Source organism: Micromonospora pattaloongensis (assembly GCF_900107255.1).
GTDB classification, from domain to species: Bacteria; Actinomycetota; Actinomycetes; order Mycobacteriales; family Micromonosporaceae; genus Micromonospora_I; species Micromonospora_I pattaloongensis.
In genome coordinates this window covers 1,169,645-1,193,781 of record NZ_FNPH01000001.1, presented here as the reverse complement: position 1 = coordinate 1,193,781, position 24,137 = coordinate 1,169,645, and the positions used below count along the sequence as shown (strand labels likewise).

The 24,137-nt window shown below is 71.7% G+C and carries 24 protein-coding genes; 12 read left to right on the top strand and 12 right to left on the bottom strand.

Annotated elements, in window-relative coordinates:
- Positions 1 to 105 precede the first annotated feature (105 nt).
- Entirely contained in the window at positions 106 to 2,361 is a 2,256-nt protein-coding gene (locus BLW47_RS05780) for a carboxypeptidase-like regulatory domain-containing protein (RefSeq protein WP_091552666.1), read from the top strand.
- A gap of 56 nt (positions 2,362 to 2,417) precedes the next feature.
- Here BLW47_RS05780 and BLW47_RS05775 read toward each other — a convergent pair whose 3' ends face one another.
- Genes BLW47_RS05775 through purS form a run of 4 tightly spaced genes read right to left on the bottom strand, consistent with a single transcriptional unit; the run spans position 2,418 to position 6,714 of the window.
- The gene (locus tag BLW47_RS05775) at positions 2,418 to 3,173 is read right to left on the bottom strand and encodes a 2-phosphosulfolactate phosphatase (protein ID WP_091552166.1); all 756 of its coding nucleotides are present in this window, start codon (positions 3,171 to 3,173) and stop codon (positions 2,418 to 2,420) included.
- A gap of 3 nt (positions 3,174 to 3,176) precedes the next feature.
- Entirely contained in the window at positions 3,177 to 5,771 is a 2,595-nt protein-coding gene (purL, locus tag BLW47_RS05770) for a phosphoribosylformylglycinamidine synthase subunit PurL (RefSeq protein WP_091552164.1), read from the bottom strand.
- Positions 5,768 to 6,451: a phosphoribosylformylglycinamidine synthase subunit PurQ gene (gene purQ, locus BLW47_RS05765; RefSeq protein ID WP_091552161.1), complete on the bottom strand. Its 684-nt coding sequence runs from the start codon at positions 6,449 to 6,451 to the stop codon at positions 5,768 to 5,770. The genes purL and purQ overlap by 4 nt, the downstream gene beginning before the upstream one ends.
- On the bottom strand, positions 6,448 to 6,714 hold the full coding sequence (gene purS / locus BLW47_RS05760) for a phosphoribosylformylglycinamidine synthase subunit PurS (RefSeq protein ID WP_091552158.1): 267 nt from the start codon (positions 6,712 to 6,714) through the stop codon (positions 6,448 to 6,450). The genes purQ and purS overlap by 4 nt, the downstream gene beginning before the upstream one ends.
- 396 nt (positions 6,715 to 7,110) lie before the next feature.
- On the opposite strand from purS, the gene BLW47_RS05755 reads away from it, so the two are divergent.
- Both BLW47_RS05755 and BLW47_RS05750 read left to right on the top strand, forming a co-directional pair.
- Positions 7,111 to 7,785 (top strand): S1 family peptidase, encoded by a 675-nt coding sequence (locus BLW47_RS05755; RefSeq protein ID WP_091552155.1) that lies wholly within the window; start codon positions 7,111 to 7,113, stop codon positions 7,783 to 7,785.
- A gap of 139 nt (positions 7,786 to 7,924) precedes the next feature.
- Positions 7,925 to 8,353 (top strand): YbjQ family protein, encoded by a 429-nt coding sequence (locus tag BLW47_RS05750; protein ID WP_091552152.1) that lies wholly within the window; start codon positions 7,925 to 7,927, stop codon positions 8,351 to 8,353.
- Between the two features lie 6 nt (positions 8,354 to 8,359).
- Here the strand turns inward: BLW47_RS05750 and purB are convergent, their stop codons facing one another.
- The 4 genes from purB to BLW47_RS05730 form a co-directional block, all read right to left on the bottom strand.
- Positions 8,360 to 9,799, bottom strand: a complete 1,440-nt coding sequence (gene purB, locus BLW47_RS05745) for an adenylosuccinate lyase (protein ID WP_091552150.1) — start codon at positions 9,797 to 9,799, stop codon at positions 8,360 to 8,362.
- Between the two features lie 117 nt (positions 9,800 to 9,916).
- Positions 9,917 to 10,624 carry an Abi family protein gene (locus BLW47_RS05740; RefSeq protein WP_245736381.1) on the bottom strand — a complete coding sequence of 236 codons (708 nt, stop codon included), beginning with the start codon at positions 10,622 to 10,624 and terminating at the stop codon, positions 9,917 to 9,919.
- A 363-nt stretch (positions 10,625 to 10,987) separates the two neighbouring features.
- The gene (locus BLW47_RS05735) at positions 10,988 to 11,191 is read right to left on the bottom strand and encodes a DUF397 domain-containing protein (RefSeq protein WP_091552147.1); all 204 of its coding nucleotides are present in this window, start codon (positions 11,189 to 11,191) and stop codon (positions 10,988 to 10,990) included.
- A gap of 14 nt (positions 11,192 to 11,205) precedes the next feature.
- A complete protein-coding gene (locus BLW47_RS05730) occupies positions 11,206 to 12,063 on the bottom strand; it encodes a helix-turn-helix domain-containing protein (RefSeq protein ID WP_245736380.1) in 858 nt (285 codons plus the stop codon).
- 274 nt (positions 12,064 to 12,337) lie between these two features.
- Here BLW47_RS05730 and BLW47_RS05725 point away from each other — a divergent pair, with 274 nt between their 5' ends.
- Positions 12,338 to 12,613, top strand: coding sequence for a hypothetical protein (locus BLW47_RS05725; protein WP_091552144.1), 276 nt, complete (start codon positions 12,338 to 12,340; stop codon positions 12,611 to 12,613).
- Positions 12,610 to 12,834, top strand: coding sequence for a hypothetical protein (locus BLW47_RS05720; RefSeq protein ID WP_091552141.1), 225 nt, complete (start codon positions 12,610 to 12,612; stop codon positions 12,832 to 12,834). Before BLW47_RS05725 ends, BLW47_RS05720 begins: the two co-directional genes overlap by 4 nt.
- A 75-nt stretch (positions 12,835 to 12,909) precedes the next feature.
- Here the strand turns inward: BLW47_RS05720 and BLW47_RS05715 are convergent, their stop codons facing one another.
- Positions 12,910 to 14,202 (bottom strand): acetyl-CoA C-acetyltransferase, encoded by a 1,293-nt coding sequence (locus BLW47_RS05715; RefSeq protein WP_091552138.1) that lies wholly within the window; start codon positions 14,200 to 14,202, stop codon positions 12,910 to 12,912.
- Positions 14,203 to 14,254: 52 nt separating this feature from the next.
- On the opposite strand from BLW47_RS05715, the gene BLW47_RS05710 reads away from it, so the two are divergent.
- The 3 genes from BLW47_RS05710 to BLW47_RS05700 all read left to right on the top strand — a co-directional run bounded on the left by BLW47_RS05710 (position 14,255) and on the right by BLW47_RS05700 (position 17,634).
- The gene (locus BLW47_RS05710) at positions 14,255 to 15,610 is read left to right on the top strand and encodes a 3-oxoacyl-ACP reductase (protein ID WP_091552135.1); all 1,356 of its coding nucleotides are present in this window, start codon (positions 14,255 to 14,257) and stop codon (positions 15,608 to 15,610) included.
- Positions 15,611 to 16,456 carry a MaoC/PaaZ C-terminal domain-containing protein gene (locus tag BLW47_RS05705; RefSeq protein ID WP_091552132.1) on the top strand — a complete coding sequence of 282 codons (846 nt, stop codon included), beginning with the start codon at positions 15,611 to 15,613 and terminating at the stop codon, positions 16,454 to 16,456.
- 221 nt (positions 16,457 to 16,677) lie between these two features.
- Positions 16,678 to 17,634 (top strand): pectate lyase family protein, encoded by a 957-nt coding sequence (locus BLW47_RS05700; protein WP_091552129.1) that lies wholly within the window; start codon positions 16,678 to 16,680, stop codon positions 17,632 to 17,634.
- 50 nt (positions 17,635 to 17,684) lie between these two features.
- Here the strand turns inward: BLW47_RS05700 and BLW47_RS05695 are convergent, their stop codons facing one another.
- Positions 17,685 to 18,338 carry a TetR/AcrR family transcriptional regulator gene (locus tag BLW47_RS05695; RefSeq protein WP_175543502.1) on the bottom strand — a complete coding sequence of 218 codons (654 nt, stop codon included), beginning with the start codon at positions 18,336 to 18,338 and terminating at the stop codon, positions 17,685 to 17,687.
- A 74-nt stretch (positions 18,339 to 18,412) separates the two neighbouring features.
- On the opposite strand from BLW47_RS05695, the gene BLW47_RS05690 reads away from it, so the two are divergent.
- The 3 genes from BLW47_RS05690 to BLW47_RS05680 all read left to right on the top strand — a co-directional run bounded on the left by BLW47_RS05690 (position 18,413) and on the right by BLW47_RS05680 (position 21,801).
- Positions 18,413 to 18,865, top strand: coding sequence for an SCP2 sterol-binding domain-containing protein (locus BLW47_RS05690; RefSeq protein WP_091552124.1), 453 nt, complete (start codon positions 18,413 to 18,415; stop codon positions 18,863 to 18,865).
- The gene (locus BLW47_RS05685) at positions 18,865 to 20,079 is read left to right on the top strand and encodes an acyl-CoA dehydrogenase family protein (protein ID WP_091552121.1); all 1,215 of its coding nucleotides are present in this window, start codon (positions 18,865 to 18,867) and stop codon (positions 20,077 to 20,079) included. The genes BLW47_RS05690 and BLW47_RS05685 overlap by 1 nt, the downstream gene beginning before the upstream one ends.
- Positions 20,080 to 20,235: 156 nt before the next feature.
- Positions 20,236 to 21,801 carry an AMP-binding protein gene (locus BLW47_RS05680; RefSeq protein ID WP_091552118.1) on the top strand — a complete coding sequence of 522 codons (1,566 nt, stop codon included), beginning with the start codon at positions 20,236 to 20,238 and terminating at the stop codon, positions 21,799 to 21,801.
- 137 nt (positions 21,802 to 21,938) lie between these two features.
- Here the strand turns inward: BLW47_RS05680 and BLW47_RS05675 are convergent, their stop codons facing one another.
- The gene (locus BLW47_RS05675) at positions 21,939 to 22,217 is read right to left on the bottom strand and encodes a DUF2795 domain-containing protein (RefSeq protein WP_245736379.1); all 279 of its coding nucleotides are present in this window, start codon (positions 22,215 to 22,217) and stop codon (positions 21,939 to 21,941) included.
- A 147-nt stretch (positions 22,218 to 22,364) separates the two neighbouring features.
- Between BLW47_RS05675 and BLW47_RS05670 the strand changes: the two genes are divergently transcribed.
- The gene (locus BLW47_RS05670; RefSeq protein ID WP_091552115.1) at positions 22,365 to 22,745 is read left to right on the top strand and encodes a DUF2267 domain-containing protein; all 381 of its coding nucleotides are present in this window, start codon (positions 22,365 to 22,367) and stop codon (positions 22,743 to 22,745) included.
- A gap of 74 nt (positions 22,746 to 22,819) precedes the next feature.
- Here the strand turns inward: BLW47_RS05670 and purD are convergent, their stop codons facing one another.
- Complete coding sequence (purD, locus tag BLW47_RS05665; protein ID WP_091552113.1) at positions 22,820 to 24,067, bottom strand: phosphoribosylamine--glycine ligase; 1,248 nt, start codon at positions 24,065 to 24,067, stop codon at positions 22,820 to 22,822.
- Positions 24,068 to 24,137 lie beyond the last annotated feature (70 nt).

Genomic DNA, 24,137 nt, shown 5'->3' with positions numbered 1-24,137 from the left:
CCGATCCGGTCAGACAAGGCATAGTTGCCGACGGTGTACTCGTCACGGGTGGCCCCTGCCCGAAGACATCGGTCGGGGAAGATTTCAGACCGGAAGGCGGTGGACGTGACAACACACCGACGAGCCTGGTTGACGCGGGCCGGTGTGGTCGTGGCGCTGGCATGCAGTGCCCTGGTCGCCGCCCCCGCAAACCCCGCCCTCGCAGAAGCGCCGACGGTGCAGATCACCAGCCTCGCGACGACTCTATCGCCAGGCCAGACCGTCACGCTCAAGTTCCGGGTGAAGAACAACAATGCCGGCGGGATCGCCGGGCCCGAGGATGACCAATTCACGATCAACGTGAGGTCGTCCTTCCCGGAGCTCTCCTGCCAGAGCGGTTGCTCCGCCACTGAAACGATCAGGCGCGGCGAGTCGGCGACCTTCGAAGCGACGCTGCGCGCAGGGAACGTTGCCGCCGGGCAGAGCAAGTCGGGCCAGCTTCAGATTCAGGCGCAGGCGGGGAGCGACACCGGATCGGCGCAGCAAAATGTGACCGTCAAATCGCAGCAGGCCGCGACGGTCAGGTCGGTGTCGGGGAAGGTCACCGACATCGACACCGGGGAGGCGATCCCGGGCGCGACGGTGGCGATGAGCGACTCCAAGGGCCACCGCTACACCACCAACACGAACGACAGCGGCAACTACCGCTTCACGTCGTCCGATTCCAACCCGATCTCCCCCGGCGAGATCATCGTCGCGGCGCAGGCCGACAAGTACAAGCAGAGCGAGCCCAAGACCTTCAACGCGGCCGCCGGGCAGTCGGTGACCGGCCCGACGCTGGCGCTGAAGACCGAGGCCGCTCCGACGCCGTCCGCGACGCCGTCGCCGACCGCCGACGCCGCCAACGAGGAGCCGGCCACCGACGAGAGCGAGGCTCCGGCCGCGGCCGACCCCGCCACCACCGAAGCCTCGGACAGCAGCGGTTTCAGCTCGTGGCTGCTGATCATTGGCGGCGTTCTGCTGCTCGCGCTCGGCGTGGGCGCGATCGTGCTGCTGCTCGTCCGGCGCAAGGAGAACGAGGACGACGCGGAGAACGACGAGGACGCGCCGGCCGGACGTACCGGGGCCGGGGCGGCGGCGGGCGGCTACCGCGGCGGCAACGATGCGACCCGGATCGGTGGCCCGGCCGGCGGCGGCGCGGACGCCACGATGGTCACCGGCGGCTCGCTCGCCGACGCGCCGACCATGCTGCACACCATGCCGCCGATCGACGACGAGTACCCCGACCCGTACGGGGCACCGCTGCCGCCGGCGCAGCCGGGCGGCCCGCAGGGACCGTCGTACGGCGGTGGGTACGGCGGCGGCGCGCCCACCCAGCCCGGCTACGGCGCGGCCGAGGCGACCAGCGTGTACGGCGGTGGGGCCCCGACCCAGGCCGGCTACGGCGCGGGCGACGCGACGAGTGTCTACGGTGGCGGTCCGGGCGGATACGGCAACGCCCCCTCTTCCGGCGGCGGCTACGGCGCCGGGCCGGCCGGCCCGCCCGGCGGCTACGGCGCGCCGCAGGGACCCGGCTACGGCGCCCCCAACGCCCCGTCGTCCGGCGGCGGTTACGGCGCCCCCAACGCCCCGGCGTCCGGCGGCGGCTACGGCGCCCCCGGCGGCCCGGCCGCTCCCGGCTACGGCAACGGCCCCTCGCCCGGCGGCTACGGCGCGCCGGGTCGCGGCCCGGGCGCCGAGGGCTACGGCGGGCACGACTACGCGGGTCCCGCCGGCCAGCCGGCCCCGGGTTACGGGCAACAGGGCGGCTACGGCGAACGCTACGACGAGCCGACGGGCCGCTACGACGGCGGCGCCGACCCGTACGCCCGCCCGGCGGCGCCGTATGAGCGGGACAACGAGCCGGGTCGCGGCGGTTACAGCCCGGAGCCGGGCTACGGCCAGGGTGGCGGCTACGACGCGCCCGCCGGCGGCTACGACCAGCCCGCGGGCGGGTACGACCAGCCCGCGGGCGGGTACGACCAGCGCGGCGGCGGGTACGAGACGCCGAGCGCGGGCAGCGGGTACGACCCGGGCGCCGGCTACGGCGGGGCTCCCGGCGGCTACGACCAGCGCGGCGGCGGGTACGACCAGCGGGGCGGCTACGGCGGTCCGGCCGGGCCGGACCAGCGCGGTGGCTACCCCGGCGCCGACCAGCGCGGCGGTTACGGCGGCCCGGAGCAGCGCGGCGGCCCGGACCAGCGCGGTGGCTACGGCGAGCGCGGCTACGACCAGGGCGGCTACTACGATGACCAGCCGCCGGCCGGCGGTCAGCCCCGACACGGCGGACCGCCGCAGCCGGGCCGGTCGGAGCGGCGGTCGCTGGACTGGCTCGACGACTGACGAGGCCTTCCGTCAGGGGTCTCGGCCGGGGTTCCCACCCCGGCCGGGGCCCCTGATCACTTTGCGGTGAAGACGCCGTTGCGTAGCACCGGGACCACATCGGAGACTCCCGGCTCGGCGGCGATCGCGACGTCCTCGGCGAAGCCGCGTCCGATGAGCTCGCGGCCGGATACGCAGCCGCGGACGGCAGCCGGCACGTCGGGGACGCTGGCCAGGGCCGCGAGCGCGACGGCCGCCTCCACGGACAGCCCACCGGGGACCGTGGCGAGACCGTCCAGGATGGCGGCGGCGCCGAGCAGATCCTCGACACCGGGGCGCAGCCCGCCGTCCGGCCAGCGCTCACCGGCCGCGATCACGCCGATCGGGGCGTCGGCGGTGCCGTACCCGTGGTCGATGAGCCAGCGCGCGACGGCGGGTGCGTTCCGCAGGCACCCGGCGAGCACGGGCAGGCCGGTGGCGCTGGCGGCGGCGCAGATCGCCGAGCCGTTCGGTGAGGGCAGCACCAGGTCGGGCACGACCGGGGCGTCCCGCAGCGCGGCGGGCGACACCGACCACGGTCGGTGCGGCGTGACGGCGCCACGGGCGACCCCGGCGACCGCACCGATCCGGCGCGCGTACTCGGCGGCCTGAACGCCCCAGGGGAACGGGTGCACCCGCGTTCCCCGGCCGACCGCCACGACGACGGCGGTGGTGAAGGAGAGCACGTCGACGACGACCAGGGCGGCGCAGACGCGGCCGAACTCGGCCGCGCCCGCGAGCCCCCAGTCGAACCGCGCGCCCGTGCCCGGCTGCGTGTGGACGGGCTCCGGCACCCGTCAGCCGTTGTCGGCGGCCGGCGCTCCGGGCGTCTCCGCCGCACCCCCGTCGCTCGGCGGCGCCTCCGGCGGCGCGGTCTGCGCGCTCGCCGACGCCGCGACCGGCACGCCGGCCCGCGCCGACGCCCCGGCGTCCTCGGCGGGATCGTTCACCGCGGGCCCGAAGAGCCGCGGCAGGGTCGCCGTGAACGCCGTGCGGAGCTCGTCGAGGCCGATCGTGAACTGGTCACGGACCTCAAGAGCGCCGCTGATGGCGTCGGTGACGCCGATCAGCGTGGCGGGGAGCTCGTGCTGCGCGCAGATCTCGCCGAACGCGTCCTCCCGGTCGCGCGGCACGACCACGATCGCGCGGCCGGCCGACTCGCTGAAGAGGTAGACGAACGGCATCGAGCCGGTCGCGAACTCCTCCGGCACGGTGATCTGCGCGCCGACGCCGCGGCGCAGGCACGACTCGACCAGCGTCTGGGCGAGACCACCGTCGGAGAGGTCGTGGGCGGCGCTGACGTGCCCGGCGCGGGCCGCATCGGCGATCACCCGGGCGAGCACCTGCTCGCGGACCAGGTCGACGCGGGGCGGCACCCCGCCGAGGTGCTCATGCGTCACCCACGCCCACTCGGAGCCCGAGAGCTCAAGCCGGGTCTCCCCGAGCAGGAAGATCAGATCCCCGTCCTGAGTGGTCGGGGTCGGGAAACCGATCGGCACCCGCCGCGCCACGTCGTCGACGATCCCCAGCACGCCGACGACCGGCGTCGGATGGATCGCCGCCGCCCCGGTCTGGTTGTAGAAGCTGACGTTGCCACCGGTGACCGGGATGCCAAGCTCCGCGCAGCCGTCGGCCAGGCCGCGGACGGCCTCCGCGAACTGCCACATCACCGCCGGGTCCTCGGGGGAGCCGAAGTTGAGGCAGTTCGTGACGGCCACCGGCTGCGCGCCAGTCACCGCGACGTTCCGGTACGACTCGGCGAGCGCCAGCCGGGCCCCGTTGTACGGGTCGAGCCGCGCGTACCGGCCGTTGCCGTCGAGCGAGAGCGCGACGCCGAGGCCGCTCTCCTCGTCGATGCGGATGACGCCGGCATCCTCGGGCTGCGCCAGGACGGTGTTGCCGAGCACGTAGCGGTCGTACTGCTCGGTCACCCACGTCTTGTCGCAGAGGTTCGGCGAGGCGACCATCCGCAGCAGCGTCTCCCGCAGCTCCTCCGGGGTCGCCGGACGGGGCAGCGTCTCGGCCCGGTCCGCCTGCAGCAGGATCAGGTCCGCCGGCTCGCGCATCGGGCGCGCGTAGACGGGCCCGTCGTCGGCGAGCGATCCCGGCGGCACGTCCACCACCGTGTGGCCCCGCCACGTGATGACCAGCCGCCCCGGCTCGCCGTCGGCCCCGGCCGGGGTCACCTCGCCGATCGGGGTCGCCAGCACGCCCCATTTCTCCGCGGTCGCCAGCACCGCGTCGAGCTTCTCCGGCTCGACGATCAGCAGCATCCGCTCCTGGGACTCACTGGCGAGGATCTCGTGCGGCTCCATGGAGGGCTCGCGCAGCGGGACGCGTTCCAGCCAGACCTGCATGCCGGTGCCGGCCGCGGCGGCGGTCTCGGTCAGCGCGCAGGTGAGACCGGCACCGCCGAGGTCCTGGATGCCGACGACCAGACCGGCGTCGTACAGCTCCAGAGACGACTCGATCAGCAGCTTCTCGGTGAACGGGTCACCGACCTGCACCGAGGGCCGGCGCTGCTCACTGCCGTCGTCGAAGGTCGCGCTGGCCAGCACCGACACCCCGCCGATGCCGTCGCGGCCGGTCTTCGCGCCCATCAGCACGACGACGTTGCCCGCGCCGGCGGCGGCCTTGTTCTGGAGCCGGTCGACCGGCAGCACGCCGATGGAGAGCGCGTTGACCAGCGGGTTGCCCTGGTAGCAGGGGTCGAAGACGACCTCGCCGCCGATGTTGGGCAGCCCGAGGCAGTTGCCGTACCCGCCGACGCCGGCGACCACGCCGGGCAGCACCCGCGCGGTGTCGGAGTGGTCGGCGGCGCCGAACCGCAGCGCGTCCATCACCGCGACCGGGCGGGCGCCCATCGCGAGGATGTCCCGGACGATGCCGCCGACACCGGTCGCCGCGCCCTGGTACGGCTCGACGAAGCTCGGGTGGTTGTGCGACTCGACCTTGAAGGTCACGGCGAGGGTGTCGGAGACCTGGATCACGCCGGCGTTCTCGCCGATCCCGGCGAGCATCCGGTCGCTGGGCGGTGCCTTCTCACCGAACTGCCGCAGGTGCACCTTGCTCGACTTGTAGGAGCAGTGCTCGCTCCACATGATCGAGTACATCGCCAGCTCGGACTGCGTCGGGCGCCGCCCGAGGACCTGCCGGATCCGCTCGTACTCGTCGTCGCGCAGCCCGAGCTCCGGGTAGGGCTGCAGCTCGGCCGGGGTGGCGGTGGCCCGTTCGACGGTGTCGGGTCCGGCCGGGTACGCGTCGACGGCGAGACCGTCGGCGGGCGCGGGCTCGGCGGCCGCCGCGGCGCCGTCCGGCGCGCCCGCGTCCGGCGCGGCCGGGTTGGTCACGTCGGTCGCCTCGCTCGACGCGATGTCGGGCTGAGTGGTCATGCCGGCGCTCCCGCGAGGTGCTTGAGGATCGAGGTGAAGAAGCCGAGCCCGTCGAGGGACGGGCCGGTGAGGGCCTCCACGGCGTGCTCCGGGTGCGGCATGATGCCCACCACGTTGCCCGCCTCGTTGGTGATCGCGGCGATGTCCCGCTGCGAACCGTTCGGGTTGCCGCCGACGTACCGCGCCACGACCCGGCCGGTCGCCTCCAGCTCGTCGAGCGTGCGCTCGTCGGCCACGTAGCAGCCCTCACCGTTCTTGACCGGGATGAGCACCTCCTGGCCGCTGGTGAAGCTGTTGGTGAAGGCGGTGTCGACCGACTCGATGCGCAGCAGCTGGTCGCGGTTGCGGAAGTGCAGGTGCTGGTTGCGGGTCAGGGCGCCGGGCAGCAGGTGCGCCTCGCAGAGGATCTGGAACCCGTTGCAGATGCCGAGCACCGGCAGGCCGTCCCGGGCCGCGGCGACGATGGACTCCATCGCCGGCGCGAACCGTGCGATCGCGCCGCAGCGCAGGTAGTCGCCGTACGAGAAGCCGCCGGGCAGCACCACCGCGTCGACGCCCCGCAGGTCCGGGTCGTTGTGCCACAGCCGCACGGCCTCGCCGCCGGCCAGGCGTACGGCGCGGGCGGCGTCCCCGTCGTCGAGCGAACCGGGGAACGTGACCACGCCCACCCGGGCGGTCACGACCGGCTGTCCACGGCGTCGGGCTCGGCGTCGACCACGCGGATCGAGAAGTCCTCGATCACGGGGTTGGCGAGCAGCTTGTCGGCGATCTCACGAGCCCGGTCGAGGTCGGGCTCACCAACAAAGTCGATCTCGATACGGCGGCCGATGCGCACCGATGCGACGTCGTCCACTCCGAGCCGCGGCAGCGCGTTGGCGACCGCCTGGCCCTGAGGATCGAGAATCTCCGGCTTGAGCATGACGTCGACGACGACGCGAGCCACGGGGCACTCCTGACTGTGTACGCAGTTGGGTGCCGACCCAAAGGGGCGAGCGCGCCCAGCCTACCCGGTAGATACACGCGTCGACGCGGGGGCCGCCGGCGGTAGCGGCTGGTGGACGCCGTGTGGAAGTGGTGTGGAGCGCCGGCCCGGCCCCGACTTATCGACCCGATCGGTGATCAATCGATCCACGTCGACGGATGATCGGGCGGAAGCATCAGCCCATCGTATGACCTCGATTTGATTCTTGTGGATGACCACCGAACGTCCTAGCGTCTGACGTCAAACAGCCGAAGTTCACATTCGAACGTCGGATGTAACACTCCGCCGGCCGACCCCCCGGCTCGCGGTGGCTCACCGACCCGGCACGCCCGGGCAACCCCTCGGAAGGAGCCCTCCATGCGTCTTCGCCTGACCCTGGCGGTCGCCGCCACGGCACTGGTCGGCGCGCTCACCGCGCCGGGCGCGGCGGTCGCCGCGCCGCAACCCATCATCGGCGGCGGCACGGTCTCGTCGGCGCCCTGGGCGGCGGCCGTTCTCAGCAACGGCTCGTTCACCTGCTCCGGCACGATCATCGCGTCGCGCTGGGTGCTCACCGCCCGGCACTGCCTCGGCGGGACCATGTCGGTGCGGGTCGGCTCCGTCAACCGCACCTCCGGCGGCGTCACCAGCGGCGTGACCGCTACCTACAGCCAGTCCGACCTGGCGCTGCTGCAGCTCAGCACCGCGATCAACACGTCGTACGTGACGCTCTCCAGCAGCTACCCGCCGGTCGGCTCGAACAACAGCATCTACGGCTGGGGCATGACGTGCTACAGCGGCTGCTCGGCGTCGACGGTGCTCAAGACCGCCACGGTCCAGGTGACGAGCACCAACGTCACCGACGCGTACGGCGGCCGGGCGATCCGCAGCACGCGGGTGAACGGCAACGCCTGGCGCGGCGACTCGGGTGGTCCGCAGTTCTACAACGGGGCCCAGGTGGGCGTCGCCTCCACCGCCGACGGCCAGAGCATCCAGAACTACGGCAGCGTCGCGTACAACCGCTCCTGGATCCGTTCGGTCTCGGGCGTCTGACGCCGAACGTCCCGACTCTGCGCTGCTGCGGCGCGGACTCCCGATCCGCCGGGGAGTCCGCGCCGCACTGTTTTGCACATCGCGGCCGGCCGGTTACTCTCCGCAACTGCCGTGATCGCCGCGCACCTAGCATCAGGCCGTGCTGGTTGTGACGACGAATGATCTGCCCGGATTCGAGATACGCGCGGTGCTCGGCGAGGTGGTCGTCTCGGCCGTCCGCTCCATCAACCCCTTCAAGGAAGGCGTGAAGAGCCTACGGGGCGGCAAGTCGGACCCGCAGGGCGCGGACAACCTCACCAAGTACCGGATGGACGCGATCACGAAGCTGGGCCAGGCGGCCCAGAAGAAAGGGGCCAACGCCGTCCTCGGGATGCGGTTCGACTGCCGCGAGGTGGGCCCCACCCACATCGAGCTCTGCGCGTACGGCACCGCCGCGGTTGTCCTCCAGATCCGGCCCGAACCGGACAAGCCGGAGAAGTCGCACCCGCAGCCGCCGCAGGGCAACCAGAAGACCGGCAGTGAGCAGGGTACGAACGCGGCAGCGGGTTCGACCTCCGGGGGGAGCTGACCGGGGCTACAGGATCGGCGCCGGGGCGTACCGGGCGGCCTCCGGGTGCGCGGCGACCACCGCGGCGATCCGGTCCGCGACGGCCCGCACCTGGGCCGGCGCGGCACCGACGAACGCGGCACGGTCCGCGACCAGCTCGTCGATCTCCGCCCGGGCCAGCCCCAGCCGCCCGTCGGCCGCGAGCCGGTCGAACAGGTCGTTGTCGGCCGCGCCCTTCTCCCGCATCGCCAGCGCCACCGCGACCGCGTGCTCCTTGATCACCTCGTGCGCGACCTCCCGGCCGACGCCGCGGCGCACCGCGGCGACCAGGATCTTCGTGGTGGCGAGGAAGGGTAGGTAGCGGTCGAGTTCGCGACCGATCACCGCCGGGTAGGCGCCGAATTCGTCGAGGACGGTCAGGAAGGTCTGGAAGAGCCCGTCGGCGGCGAAGAACGCGTCCGGCAACGCGACCCGGCGCACCACCGAGCAGGAGACGTCGCCCTCGTTCCACTGGTCGCCGGCGAGCTCCCCGACCATCGACAGGTAGCCCCGGATGACCACGGCCAGCCCGTTGACCCGCTCCGACGAGCGGGTGTTCATCTTGTGCGGCATCGCGCTGGAGCCGACCTGACCCGGCTTGAAGCCCTCGGTGGCCAGCTCCTGACCGACCATGAGCCGGATCGTGGTGGCCAGCGACGAGGGCGCCGCCGCGGTCTGGGCGAGCGCCGAGAGCACGTCGAAGTCGAGCGAGCGCGGGTAGACCTGCCCGACGCTGTCGAGCACGCGGCGGAACCCGAGGTGCCCGGCGACCCGCCGCTCCAGCTCCGCGGCGCGCTCCGCGTCGCCGTCGAAGAGGTCGAGCTGGTCGGCGGCGGTGCCGACCGGGCCCTTGATGCCGCGCAGCGGGTAGCGGTCGATCAGATCGTCGAGCCGCTCGTACGCAATCAGCATCTCCTCCGCCGCGGACGCGAACCGCTTGCCCAGCGTCGTCGCCTGCGCCGCCACGTTGTGCGACCGCCCGGTCATCACCAGCTCGGCGTGCTCGACGGCGAGCCGGCCCAGCCGGGCCAGCGTCGCCACGACCCGATCCCGGATGAGTTCCAGCGACGCCCGGATCTGCAGCTGTTCCACGTTTTCCGTCAGGTCGCGCGAGGTCATGCCCTTGTGCACGTGCTCGTGCCCGGCGAGCGCGCTGAACTCCTCGATCCGCGCCTTCACGTCGTGCCGCGTGATCCGCTCACGCGCGGCGATCGAGTCGACGTCGACCCGGTCGAGCACCGCCTCGTACGCCTCGACCACCCCGTCCGGCAGCGGAACGCCCAGGTCGCGCTGCGCGCGCAGCACGGCCAGCCACAGCCGCCGCTCCATCCGGATCTTCTCCTCCGGCGACCAGAGCGCGAGCAGCTCCGTCGAGGCATAGCGGCCGGCGAGCACGTTCGGGACCTGCGGGCGTTCAGTCTGCGTCACCCGGCCATTCTCCCCGACCGCCCTCCAGCGCCCGCCACGGCCTCGTGGGGAGCCCGGCCACGCTCAACGCGGGCGGAACGCGCTGTGTTGGCGCGGCTGACAAAACCGCCTACTACGCTACCAACCCCGATAGGGCCGATTGCGCTGATGAGGCGGCCGCTGCCCGCGCGCGGGAGCAGGGCGCGTCCACGGTCGGGTCTTGAGCACCGACAGCACGTCACAGCGAGACCGGATCCACTCAGCGGTCTCCGGGCAGGTCCACTCCGCGAGCGTCAGCGCTTTCTCATGCAGGTTCTGGAGGGGCCGGTTGTAGATCGGCTCGTGGTGAGCAATCCGGTTGCGTAGGTCTAGAAGCTCACCGAAGGGTTCGTTGACGGCTTGGCGGAGGCTTTGACCTGGCCAGACGTGCCGTAGACACGGCTTCCACAGGGATCGGTCGTAGGCGGAAATGAGGAGGAACCGCCAGAACCCGAACGTCAATTCCGCGACGACACGGCCAGGAGTCTCTCGGCGGTTCTTCATTATTGCCGTCTTCCGAGCGTTCTCGATTGTCTCGCGACCCTTAACCGTGAAAACGTTGCCTGGATCGAGATACCACCTGGGCTCGCTGTACGTTTCCGTCGACCACTCGGTCAGCCGCTGGTGCATGGCATTGCGGACCAGTACCTCGACGTGGCCAAGAGTTGTCCAGAAGGTAGCCGCCATCTTCGCATTCCACTCGTACAACACGAATGCGTCCTGAAGGTCGCCACCGACAGCCTCGCGGTACTTGCTCAGCCGCTCAAGGGAGAACCGCTGTTCCAGTAGCGTGGGTTCCGCGACCACGAACTACCCCACCCCCACCCGCACATCATCATGAAGGACCGAACCTGCGGAAAGCATGCTTCCGACATGAGGTCCCAGGCCCACGCAGACGACAGGTTACGGCTTCGCAGCGCGGGCGAGAAGATTCTGGTTGCAGCAATCTGACGCGCGAGGGCTGAAACAGGAATGACGCCCACCGCAACACGGTGAGCGCCATCCAAGATATCGCCAGAACTCCGGTGGCATCGTTGAGCGGCGCCCAGAGCTTTCGGGTGAAGTGTAGCGCAGGCTGGCCGTCAAGACCAGGTTTCGATGAAGACGTGGTCTGGCCGATGCAGCGTCCCGGCGGGGGCGGCAGCGCGACATCGCAGGCCACGGAGACGCCTAGCACGGCCCGAAGGCGCCTTGTTTGGCACCGTCGATAAATGTGCGCCACCCGGCGGGGTCGAACATCAGGACCGCGCCGTCGGGCTGCTTGGAGTCGCGTACGGCGATCACGTCGTGGACGGCGGCGACCTCGACGCAGTCGCCGTTTCCGCCGCCGCTCGAGCGGGTGCTCTTGCGCCACGTGACGCCTCGCAGGTCCACTGCCGCCGTCCTTACTAGGTCATGTCCCGCGCCCGCGCGATCAGCTCACGGGATTCTTCGACGCCCGCCGCTGCCGCGCGCAGGTAGTCGAACGCAAGGGTATACCTCCGCACGTCCTCCTCCCCTTCCACGTCGAGGTCGCCGGCGAGCGACTCGACGAACACCACTGGCGGATGCGCCGGGAAGGTCATAACGGTGAACGCGCCGTTCAGCCCGGCGTGCCAGACCGTCTGCTGCTTCAACACCTGGATCGTGACGTTCTTCCGCGGGACCAGCAGGTGGTCGAGCTGCGCCCGCAGCACCTCCGGCCCGCCGATCGGCCGGTGCAGCAGCGACTCGTCCAGCACCGCCCACAGCTTGAGCGACCCATCGATCAGGCGCTGCTGGCGCTCCATCCGCGCCTCAACGAGCTTGTCGATCTCCTCGGGCGTCCGGTCCCGGCCGGCCGGCTCGCCCATGAACGTGGCGCGGGCATAGTCGCGGGTCTGCAACAGGCCGTTGATCGTCCCCCAGGACCAGGAGTGCAGCTCGGACGCCTCCGCCTCGAACGCGATGTAGACGCTCAGACCACCGGTGATGATGTCCCGATAGTCCTCCCACCAGCCGCGGCCGCGGGCCTCGCGGGCCAGTCGCCAGAACTGCTCCTGCCGTTCCGCGTCCGTGATGCCGTAGCAGGCGAGCATCAGGAACAGGTCCCCCTTGCTGATGCCGGTCTGCGCCAGCTCGATCCGTGAGACCTTCCCCTGCGAGCAGCCGAGCTCCTCGGCGACCTGATCCGCGGTCAGCTTCGCCTCGATCCGCAGCCGCTTGAGCTCGATCCCCAGTTGCCGTGCGCGCACGGTCGGCGTGCGCCGCTCCCGCTTCTGTGCCATCCGGCAAGTCTCGATGAGGCGGGTCGATAGATCAAGGCCAATCAAACTTCATTGAAGTTCGTGACATGAATGGCCTTGCGGGATACATGTCGCCACCCAACACTGTGAATGATTCACATGCATCGCTTCAGGCGAAGGTGGCGGAGCCGCCGTCGCTCCTCCGGGTCGAACGGGAGGGACCACCAATGCCGCTATATCTCGCGGTCGCGGGAGTGCTGGCCGCCGCCGTCCTCGGATTCGCCGGCGGCATGGTCACGTACCAGAAGTCGCGCAGATGGTGCACCATCTGCGGGTCGTCGCTGCGCTGCCCGCGCTGCGCGAGGTGGAACCAACGATGAGCCCCGCACCGCCCGCCGACCGACCTCTCTCCCCCGAGTTGGTGCAGCACTACCGGGACGTCGTCCGCATTCACGCCGATGACCCCGTGATCGGCGCATGTCCCGTCTGCTTGCGGTCGCGATGCCGCGACTGGCGGTACGCCCGCGAGGCGTTGATCAGCGCCGGCGAGTTCGCAGCCGGGCCGGAAGACGCGGATGCGGAGCCACGGTGAGCGAGCACAACCCGGTGCCAGCCGACTGGACGTGCGCAGGCTGCGGCGGGCAGTGGCCCTGCCGCACCCGCAAGCGCCAACTGCTTGCCGAGTTCGACGGCGCACCCGTGTCGCTGACGATCTACCTCGGCGCGTACTTCGTCGACGCCGCACCCGACCTGCCCGACGTGCCCGCCGGCGACCTGCACGCGAGATTCGTCGGTTGGGCAGTCACCCGCTAGACGCTCGTTGATCGCGAAGGATTGCTGCCGTCACAGCACCAGCAATCCTTCGCGATCGTGCACGTACGCCCGGGGTCAGCGTTCCAGGATCGCGGTCACGCCCTGCCCACCGGCGGCGCAGATCGAGATCAGACCGCGGCCGGAGCCCTTCTCGGCGAGCAGCTTCGCCAGGGTCGCCACGATCCGGCCGCCGGTGGCGGCGAACGGGTGCCCGGCCGCCAGCGACGAACCGTTGACGTTGAGCTTGTCCCGGTCGATCGCGCCGAGCGGCGCGTCGAGCCCCAGCTTCTCCTTGCAGAACTCCGGCGACTCCCACGCGGCGAGGGTGGCGAGCACCTGCGAGGCGAACGCCTCGTGGATCTCGTAGAAGTCGAAGTCCTGCAGGGTCAGGCCGGCGCGGGCGAGCATCCGGGGCACCGCGTAGGCGGGGGCCATCAGCAGCCCCTCCTCGCCGTGCACGAAGTCGACGGCCGCGACCTCCGAGAACGAGAAGTACGCCAGCACCGGCAGCTTGTGCTCCTTCGCCCACTCCTCCGAGGCGAGCAGCACGGTGGACGCGCCGTCGGTGAGCGGCGACGAGTTGCCGGCCGTCATCGTGGCCTTGTCGGCGTCCGGGCCCCGGGTGCCGAAGACGGGGCGCAGCTTGCCGAGCTTCTCCAGCGTGGTGTCCGCACGCAGGTTCTGGTCCCGGTTAAGCCCGAGGTACGGCGTGACCAGGTCGTCGAAGAAGCCCCGGTCGTACGCGGCGCCGAGGCGCTGGTGCGACGCCAGCGCGAGGGCGTCCTGGGACTCCCGGTCGATCCCCCAGCGCGCCGCGGTGATCGCCGCGTGGTCGCCCATCGACAGCCCGGTACGCGGTTCGGCGTTGCGCGGGATCTCCGGCTTGAACGGCTGGAGCGGGCGCAACGCGGTCGCGGCGCGCAGCCGCTCGCCGAGCGTACGGGCTGAGTTGATCTTCAGCAGCGTCCGACGCATCTCCTCGTTGAGCGCCAGCGGCGCGTCCGAGGTGGTGTCGACGCCGCCGGCGATGCCGACGTCGATCTGCCCGAGGGCGATCTTGTTGGCGACCAGGATCGCCGCCTCCAGGCCCGTGCCGCAGGCCTGCTGGATGTCGTACGCCGGGGTGCGGGGGTCGAGTTTCGAGCCGAGCACCACCTCACGGGTCAGGTTGAAGTCCCGGGCGTGCTTGAGCACCGCGCCCGCGACCACCTCGCCGAGCCGCTCGCCGGCCAGCCCGAACCGGGCGACCAGCCCGTCGAGCGCGGCGGTCAGCATGTCCTGGTTGGACGCGGCGGCGTAGCGGCTGTTCGACCGGGCGAACGGGATCCGATTGCCTCCGAGAATCGCGACGCGACGTACCGTCTCCACGACTTCGCCTCCAATGGGTTGCCTCTAACCTACTGGCGAGTAGGCTACGCCCATGAGTGACAGGTACGCGAGCTTCGCGCACTCCGGACCCGGCAAGGCACTCGTCAAGCGGCTCGGCCTGCCCGATCCGCCCCGGCTGCGCCGCCACCGGCCGGGCGACCCGCTGGCACCCGGGCCGGTGCTGCTCGGCGCCGCCCCCGGCGGCCGCCTGCTCGAACCCGTACGCAAGATGCTGGCATCGGCCGGGGTCGAGCTCCGCGACGCGGCGCCGGCCGGCGAGAACGGGCGGCCCGCGCCGCACGCGGCGCTGATCTTCGACGCCACCGGCATCACCGACTCGACCGGGCTGCGCGCGCTCTACGACTTCTTCCACCCGGTCGCCCGCGCGCTGCAGCCCAGCGGTCGGGTGATCGTCCTCGGCACGCCGCCCGAGGCGTGCGACGCCCCGCGCGAGGCCACCGCCCAACGCGCCCTCGAAGGACTCACCCGCAGCATCGGCAAGGAGTTCGGCCGCGGCACCACGGCGCAGCTCGTCTACGTCACGCCCGGCGCGGAGTCCGCCGTGGAGAGCACGCTGCGGTTCCTGCTCTCCGGCCGGTCCGCGTACGTCTCCGGGCAGGTGATCCGGATCGGCCCGGCGGCGGCGGTCAACCCGCCGGCCGACTGGGACCGGCCGCTGGACGGCAAGGTCGCGCTGGTCACCGGCGCGGCGCGCGGCATCGGCGCGGCGATCGCCCGGGTCCTGGCCCGGGACGGCGCGCACGTGATCGCGCTCGACGTGCCCGGCGCCGGTGACGCGCTCGCGGGGGTCGCCAACGAGATCGGCGGTACGGCGCTGCAGCTCGACCTGACCGCCCCCGACGCGCCGGCGCGGCTCGCCGATCACCTCGCCGAGCGGCACGGCCAGGTCGACGTCGTGGTGCACAACGCGGGCATCACGCGGGACAAGACGCTCGGCAGGATGGACGCCGGACGGTGGGACTCGGTGCTCGACGTCAACCTGTCGAGCACCGAGCGCATCAACGACGTGCTGCTGGAGCGCGGGCTCATCCGCGAGGGCGGCCGGGTCGTCGGCGTCGCGTCGATCGCCGGCATCGCCGGCAACCGGGGCCAGACCAACTACGCCACCTCGAAGGCCGGCGTGATCGGGTTGGTGCAGTCGATGGCGCCGGTGCTCGCCGAGCGGGGCGTGACCATCAACGCCGTCGCGCCCGGCTTCATCGAGACGAAGATGACCGCGAAGATCCCGATGTTCATCCGCGAGGCAGGGCGCCGGATGAACAGCATGGCCCAGGGCGGGCTGCCGGTCGACGTCGCCGAGACGATCGCCTGGTTCGCCTCGCCCGCGTCCGGCGGCATCTCCGGCAACGTGGTCCGGGTCTGCGGCCAGAGCCTGCTGGGGGCCTAGATGGGTGTCATCGAGCTGGACCGGCCGCCCGCGACCGGGGCGCTCTACCGGCGGGCGGCGCTGGGTGCGCTGCCCGGCTTCGGCCGCCGGGGCGGCGACGCGCTGCCCGACGTGGAGCTGATGCTGCGCGGGGTCACCGTGGACCGGGCGCACCTGGCGACGTACGACCGGGTGTGCGGGTTCCGGCTGGCGGACACGCTGCCCGCCACGTACCCGCACATCCTGGCGTTCCCGCTGTCGATGCGGCTGATGTCCGGGCCGGGGTTCCCGTTCCCGGTCGTCGGGCTGGTGCACGTCGCCAACCGGATCACCGTGGAGCGCCCGATCGACGCCGGCGAGACGCTCGACCTGTCGGTGCGCGCCGTCGACCTCCGCCCGCACGAACGGGGGCGGCAGCTCGACGTCGTGGCCAGCGCGTGGGCCAGCGGCGAGCTGGTGTGGCGGGGCGTGTCGACGTACCTGCGGAAGGAGCCCACGGGCGGCGGTGAGCGGCGCGAGCCGGGTGAGCGGCCCGCGCCGCCGGCCGCTTCCGGGCAGTGGCGGGTCGCGCCGCGGGTGGGTACGGACTACGCCGCGGTCTCCGGCGACCACAACCCGATCCACACCTCGCGCCTCGGGGCACGGGTGTTCGGGTTCCCGCGTCCGATCGCGCACGGGATGTGGAGCAAGGCGCGTTGCCTGGCGGCGCTGGAGGGGCGGCTGCCGGACGCGTACACGGTGGACGTCGCGTTCAAGCTGCCGATCCTGCTCCCCGCCACGGTGGCCTTCAGCGCCACCCCAACCTGGGACTTCGCCCTACACGACGCCCGCTCCGCCAAACCCCACCTGTCTGGCACGGTCCGCTGAGCCCTTTCCACGTCGATCTTGCAGTTGTGGCCCTGCTTTTGCGGTAATTCGAACCCTTTTGCCCCGGCCATAACTGCAAGATCGACGCGTCTCTGCGGGGGTGGGGGTATCGAAGTTCTTCGAGGGGTGTGTTGACAGGGGGTGGGGGCATCGATAGCCTTCGCTGGTAGAGGAAAGCGCTTTCCGAGTAGGTTCCACTTCCCCGACTCGGAGGTTCCACCATGTCAATCGCGCACTCCGCACTGCGGCGGATGCCCGGCCTTGCCGCCACGGTTGTGGCGGTGCTGGTCGCCACCACCCTCAACGCCCCGAGCGCCGCGGCCGCGACGTTCAACCTCGAGGGCTGGGGCACCCAGGGTGGCGGCACGACCGGCGGCGGCAGCGCCGCCCCGGTGACCGTCACGTCCGCGGCGGACCTGATCAGCAACATGCAGGCCAGCGGCGCCCGGGTGATCCGCTTCTCCGGCACCATCTCGATCAGCGGCATGCAGAAGGTCGCCGCGAACAAGACCATCATCGGCGTCGGCAGCGGCGCCACCATCACCGGCGGCGGGCTCAACGTCGACAAGGTCAGCAACGTCATCATCCGGAACATCAACTTCCGGAACTGGAACGATGACGCGATCAACGTGCAGTACTCGACCCGGGTCTGGATCGACCACAACAGCTTCAGCAACGGGTACGACGGCGCCGTCGACATCAAGCGCGGCTCCGACTACGTCACCGTGTCGTGGAACCGCGTCTTCAGCCACGACAAGTCGATGCTGCTCGGCCACTCCGACAGCAACGCCGGCGAGGACGTCGGGCACCTGCGGGTGAGCTACCACCACAACTGGTTCGACGGCTCGAACCAGCGCCACCCGCGGGTGCGCTTCGGCAACCCGGTGCACGTCTACAACAACTACTACCGGTCGAACGGCGGCTACGGCGTCGCCTCCACCTGCAACGCGGGCGTCCTGGTCGAGGGCAACTACTTCGAGAACGTCGAGGACCCGTACCACCGCGGCGAGGGCAGCTCCCCGGTCGGCGGCCTGGTGGCCCGCAACAACCACTTCGTCAACTCGGGCGCCGGCCAGACCGGCGGCAGCGTGGCGAGCATCCCGTACGGCTACAGCCTCGACCCGGCCGCCAACGTCAAGTCGATCGTCACGGGTGGCGCCGGCACCGGCAGGATCTAGTGCGGGAAACGACTCCTTCCTATCGCGTTCCGCATAGGAAGGAGTCGTTTCTATGGGTCGGTGGGGTGCCAGGTGTCGCCGGCGAGCAGTTGGGCGGCGCCCAGCCAGGCGACGTTCATCATCCGGGTCGCCGTCTTCTCCGGATCGGCCTGCGGGTGGTCGGCCAACCAGTCGGCCAGCGACTCGCTCGCGCCGACCAGGGCGTACGCCATGACCTCCAGGTCGATCTCCCGGACCTCGCGCCGGTCCACGTGCGCCGACCGCGCCTCCACCGCGCGGCCCAGCATCCCCGCGACCACCTCGATGATCCGGCTGCGCATCTCCGCCAGCTCCCCGGCGAAGCGCTGCTCGGCGCGGGCCTGCCGGTAGAGCACCGCCCACCCGTCGCGGTGCGCGCCGACGAAGCCGAAGAACGCGCGCAGTCCGCGCCAGAGCTGCTCGTCCGGCGGGAGGTTGTCCCCCACCACCGCGGCGATCGCCTCCATCATCCGGGTGCCCTCGCGGTGCAGAGCCGCGATGAACAGCTCTTCCTTCGTCCCGAGGTAGGCGTAGACCATGGGCTTGGAGATCCCGGCATCCTCGGCGATCTCGTCCATGCTCGCCGCGTGGAAGCCGCGCCGGGAGAAGACCTTCACGGCCGCGTCGAGCATCTGCTGCTCGCGTACGGCCCTGGGCAGGCGCTTGAAGGTGGGAGCGGTCGACACCCTTGCGAGCATACCTACTCGTGCGTAGGGTTACGCACGAGTAGGTTTACCACCCGTCCGGAAGGTTTTCTGCGATGACCGAGTTCGACCCGGCCACCTTCGCCTCGGTGGACCCGAAGCAGTTCGCCCAGCTCGTCAAGTCCACCCCGGACGCCCAGATCGCCGAGGTGATGAGCGGCGACCTCCGCGGCAAGATCCTCGACGAGGTCTTCGGCCGCATGCCGTCGCTGTTCCGCGCCGACCGGGCCGGCTCCACCAACGCCGTCATCCACTGGAACATCACCGGGCGCCCCGACGGCGGCACCGACACCTACGAGGTCGTCATCGAGAACGGCACCTGCACCACCTCCGCGACCCCCGACCGCGACCCCAAGCTCACGCTCACCATGGGCCCGGTCGAGTTCCTCAAGGTCGTCTCCGGCGGCGCCAACCCGGTCATGATGTTCATGACCGGCAAGCTCAAGGCCAAGGGCGACCTGGGCCTCGCCGCCAACATCGCCAACCTCTTCGACATGCCCAAGGCCTGATCATGGAGTTCTCGCTCGACCTGACCGAGGAACAGCGGGACCTGCGCGACTGGGTGCACGGCTTCGCGAAGGAAGTCGTGCGCCCGGCCGCCGCCGAGTGGGACGCCCGCGAGGAGACCCCCTGGCCGGTGATCCAGGAGGCGGCGAAGGTCGGCCTCTACGGCTTCGAGTTCATCGCCAACTGCTGGGCCGACCCCACCGGCCTGTCGCTGCCGATCGCCAACGAGGAGCTCTTCTGGGGCGACGCCGGCATCGGCCTGGGCATCTTCGGCACCACCCTCGCGGTCGCCGCGATCTACGGCTCCGGCACGCCCGACCAGATGGTCGAATGGGTTCCGCAGTGCTTCGGCACGGTCGACGAGCCGGCGGTGGCGGCGTTCTGCACGACGGAGCCGGAGGCCGGCTCGGACGTCGGCTCGATGCGCACGCGGGCGGTCTACGACGAGGCCTCCGACGAGTGGGTGCTCAACGGCCAGAAGGCGTACGCGACCAACGGCGGCATCGCCGCGGTGCACGTGGTGACCGCCTCGGTCGACCCGTCGCTCGGCTCCCGCGGTCAGGCCGCCTTCGTGGTTCCGCCCGGCACGCCCGGACTGGTCGCCACGAAGAAGCTGAAGAAGCTCGGCCTGCGCGCCTCGCACACCGCCGACATCTTCCTCGACGACGTACGGCTGCCCGGCAGCTGCCTGCTCGGCGGGAAGGAGGCGCTCGACGAGCGACTCGCCCGCGCCCGCTCCGGCCAGCGCGCCTCGTCGCAGGCGGCGATGCGCACCTTCGAGCTGTCCCGGCCGACGGTCGGCGCGCAGGCGCTCGGCATCGCCCGCGCGGCGTACGAGTACGCGCTGGACTACGCCAAGCAGCGCGTCCAGTTCGGACGGCCGATCATCGAGAACCAGGCGATCGCTTTCGCGCTCGCCGACATGAAGATGGAGATCGACGCCGCCCGACTGCTGGTCTGGCGGGCCTCCTGGATGGGCCGGAACAACCGCCCGTTCTCCGCCGGCGAGGGCTCGATGTCGAAGCTGAAGGCTGGCGAGGTCGCGGTCGCGGTCACCGAGAAGGCGGTGCAGGTGCTCGGCGGCGCCGGCTTCCTCCGCGAGCACCCGGTGGAGCGGTGGTACCGGGACGCAAAGATCTACACCATCTTCGAGGGGACCTCGGAAATCCAGCGTCTGGTCATCTCCCGGGCAATCTCGGGAATGCAGATTCGCTGATCCCTGCAATAGGCTCCCCGCTACCCGGTTCGCGCGTCGCTGAGCGGCTCGCACCCGGCGGCGGGGAGCCTTCCTCGCATACCGGCCGCCAGCGGACCGCGCCGCCCACTCCGGCGTCCGCGTTGGCGTGACCCTGCTGAACGGAGGCGCGCGCTGATGGATCTGCCGTTTGTGATCGCCACGCTGGCCCGCCGGGGGCTGCTCACGCCCGGTTCCCCGCTGCGGGTCGCGGCCCAGCTGAACTCGCTGCGGAAGTGGAGCTTCACCATCGCCGGCGAGCTGCGGCAGGCGGCCGCCCGCGACCCCCACCGGGTCGCGCTCATCGACGAGCAGCGCGGCGAGATCACGTACGCGCAGCTGCTGCGCCGCGCCGAACAGCTCGCCCGGTCGCTGCGCTCCGCGGTCGGCATCCGCGCCGGCGACCGGATCGGCGTCCTCTGCCGCAACCACAACGGACTCGTCGAGACGATGGTCGCGGCCACCCTGCTCGGCGCGGACAGCGTCCTCGTCAACACCGGCCTCTCCGCGGCGCAACTCGAACTCGTCGCCCAGGAGCAGGAACTGCGCGCGCTCGTCCACGACGCCGAGTTCACGGAGCGGATCGTCCGGCTGCCGGCGTCGGTCGAGCGGATCGACGAGGGGCGGCTGGAGGAACTCGTCCAGCAGGCGCCCCCTGGCCAGCTGCGCCACCCCGAACGCGACGGGCGCACCATCGTGCTCACCTCCGGCACCACCGGCACCCCGAAGGGGGCGCGCCGGCGCACGCCGAGCGGCTTCAAGCCGCTGGTCTCGATCATCGATCGGATCCCGCTGCACGCGCGGGAGCAGATCATGATCGCCGCGCCGATCTTCCACACCTGGGGGTACGCCGCCCTGCAGGTGTCGTTCGCGCTGCGGGCGACGATCGTGCTCCAGCGCCGGTTCGAGCCGGCCGCCACCCTGCGCGCGCTCGACGAGCACCGGTGCACCGCGCTCTTCGCGGTGCCGGTGATGCTGCAACGACTGCTGGAGGTGCCGCCGCCGGCGCAGCGGCCGCCGCTGAAGGTGGTCGCCGTCAGCGGCTCCGCGCTCCCCGGCGGCCTCGCCCCACGCTTCATGGACGTCTACGGCGACGTCATCTACAACCTCTACGGCTCGACCGAGGTCTCCTGGGCCTCCATCGCGACCCCCGCCGACCTGCGCCGTGCCCCCAACACCGCCGGTACGCCCCCGTTCGGCACCCGGCTGGCCATCCTCGATCCCGCCGGCGAGCCGGTGCCGGCCGGTCAGGTCGGGCGGATCTTCGTGGGCAACGAGATGCTCTTCGAGGGCTACACCTCGGGGCTCGGCAAGGAGAGCCACGACGGCCTGATGGCAACCGGCGACCTCGGCCACCTGGACCCGGACGGGCTGCTCTTCGTGGACGGCCGCGAGGACGACATGATCATCTCCGGGGGCGAGAACGTGTTCCCGTCCGAGGTCGAGAACCTCCTCGCCGAGCTGCCCCAGGTCCGCGAGGTCGCGGTCATCGGCGTCCCCGACCCCGAGTACGGCCAGCGCCTCGCCGCCTACCTCGCGCTGCACCCGAACGAGACGCTCGACCCCGACGCGGTGCGCGAATACGTACGCCACTACCGCGCGCGCTTCTGCGTGCCGCGCGACGTGTTCTTCGTACCGTTCCTGCCGCGCAACGCCACCGGCAAGGTCGTCACCCGCGACCTGCCCCGGCCGCAGCAGCGGTAGGCGCGGCCCGCGAGCGCGCGCGTCGGCGCTCGCGGCCAGCGTCCTCGCGGGCCGGCGGTCCTCGGTGCTCGCGCGGGCCGGCGGGCCTCAAGGGCCGGCGGCGCTCGCGGTCCTCGGTGCGCGCGGACCCGGCGGCGTCAGCGCTCGCGGAGGTGTTGCGCGACCTCCTGGTGCTCGCGGTACCGCGCCCGCTCTGCCCGCTCCGGCGGGCCCACCTCCGGGGCGAGCGCGGTCGCCGCCGACCGCACCACCTCGTTCTTGTTGCGATAGTCCAGCGGTGGCAGCGCCCGCAGCGCCTTGAGGACGTGCTGCGGCGCCCCCTGCTGCTCGACCTGCCGGACGAGCTCCCATTTGTCCATCGGAAAGTCCAGCGTCTTGAGGTACCGCAGCACCTCTTCGTTCGTCACCATCACCATGGCGTCGCGTCCTCGCGTCGTCGGGTCGGCCTCGTCGCTGCCGGATACCCGCACATCGCCGGTCTACCCGCCCCCCTGTCCTTCCGTTTTGCCGAGGTAGCGCGGGGTAGCCACCGTGAGATGCCAGATGGCGAAGGAGGCTGGGACGTGAAGTACGACAAGTTTGTCGACACCGTCGCCCGGCGGACGAAACTGCCGTACGAGCAGGCGGAGGTCCTCTCGTACACGACGCTGCAGACCCTTGCTGAACGGATCCCCGGCGACGAGGCCCGCGACCTCGCGGCCCAACTGCCCAAGCCGTTGCACGAGCCCCTGACGAAGCGGCAGGTGGTGGCCGAACAGTTCGACGTCGACGAGTTCCTCAACCGTGTGTGGCAGCGCAGCGGGCTCGACGCCGAGCAGGTCACCGACGGGGTGCGCGCAGTGCTGACGACGGCGCGCAGCGCGGTCACGGCCGGGGAGTTCGAGGACGTGATGGCGCAGTTGCCGCAGGAGTTCCACGAGCTCGCCCCGGTGCCGGTGCGGTAGCGACGGGTCCCGCTCCCGCGGCCGGCGGACCCCCACGCGTTGCCCCGCGGGGGCCCACGCCGGGGCGGCGTCGCCTAACGCGGGACCCGGACGCGCCCCTCCAGCGCCGCGAGCGCGATGTCGCGCCGGTGGTGCGAACCCTCCAGCCGCACGCCGTCGACCAGGGCGTACGCCGCCGCGCGCGCCGCGCCGAGGTCGGCAGCCACCGCGGTCGCGCACAGCACCCGCCCACCGGCCGAGAGCAGCTCGCCGTCCGGGCCGCGCCGCGTGCCGGCGTGGATGATGCCGGCGGACTCCCCGCCGGTGATCACGTCACCGCTGCGGGGGCTGGCCGGGTAGCCGGCGGACGCCACGACCACGGTCACGCCGGCCCCGGGACGCCAGCGCAACGGCGGGTGCGCGGCGAGCGTGCCGGTCGCGGCCGCGTTCAGCAGCCCGGCGAGCGGCGTCTCCAGGAGCGCCAGCACCACCTGCGTCTCCGGGTCGCCGAACCGGGCGTTGAACTCGATCACCTTCGGGCCGGCGGCGGTGATCGCGAGCCCGACGTAGAGCAGGCCGACGAACGGGATCCCGCGCTGACGCATCTCGGCCAGCGTCGGGTGCACCACCGTCGCCATCACGTCGTCGACAAGCCCGGCCGGCGCCCACGGCAGCGGCGCGTACGCCCCCATCCCGCCGGTGTTCGGGCCGGTGTCCCCGTCGCCGACGCGCTTGAAGTCCTGCGCCGGGAGCAGCGGCACCGCCGCCTCACCGTCGGTCACGACGAAGAGCGACACCTCGGGCCCGTCGAGGAACTCCTCGATCACCACCTGGCCGCACTGCTGCGCGTGCGCGAGCGCGGCGGCGCGGTCCCCGGTCACCACCACGCCCTTACCGGCGGCGAGCCCGTCGTTCTTCACCACGTACGGCGGACCGAAGTCGTCCAGCGCCGTCGCCGCCTCCTCGGGCGTGCGGCAGGTGTACGCGCGCGCGGTGGGCACCTTGGCCGCGGTCATGATCTCCTTGGCGAACGCCTTCGAACCCTCCAGCCGCGCCGCCGCGCCGCTCGGCCCGAAGCAGGCGACCCCGGCCGCGCGTACCGCGTCGGCGACCCCGGCGACCAGCGGCGCCTCCGGTCCGATCACGACCAGGTCGGCTGCGGTCTCGACGGCGAGCGCCGCGACGGCCTCGGGGTCGTTCGGGTCCACCGGACGCAGCTCGGCGACGGCGGCGATGCCCGGGTTGCCGGGCGCGGCGATCAGATGCTCGACGGCGGGGTCGGCGGCGAGGCCGAGGGCGAGCGCGTGCTCGCGCCCGCCACCCCCGATCAGAAGTACGCGCACGATCCCCGATCCTACCGACGCCCCCAGCTCCTCCCGTTGATCAAGGGGCCAGCAGCAGAATTGGGGACTC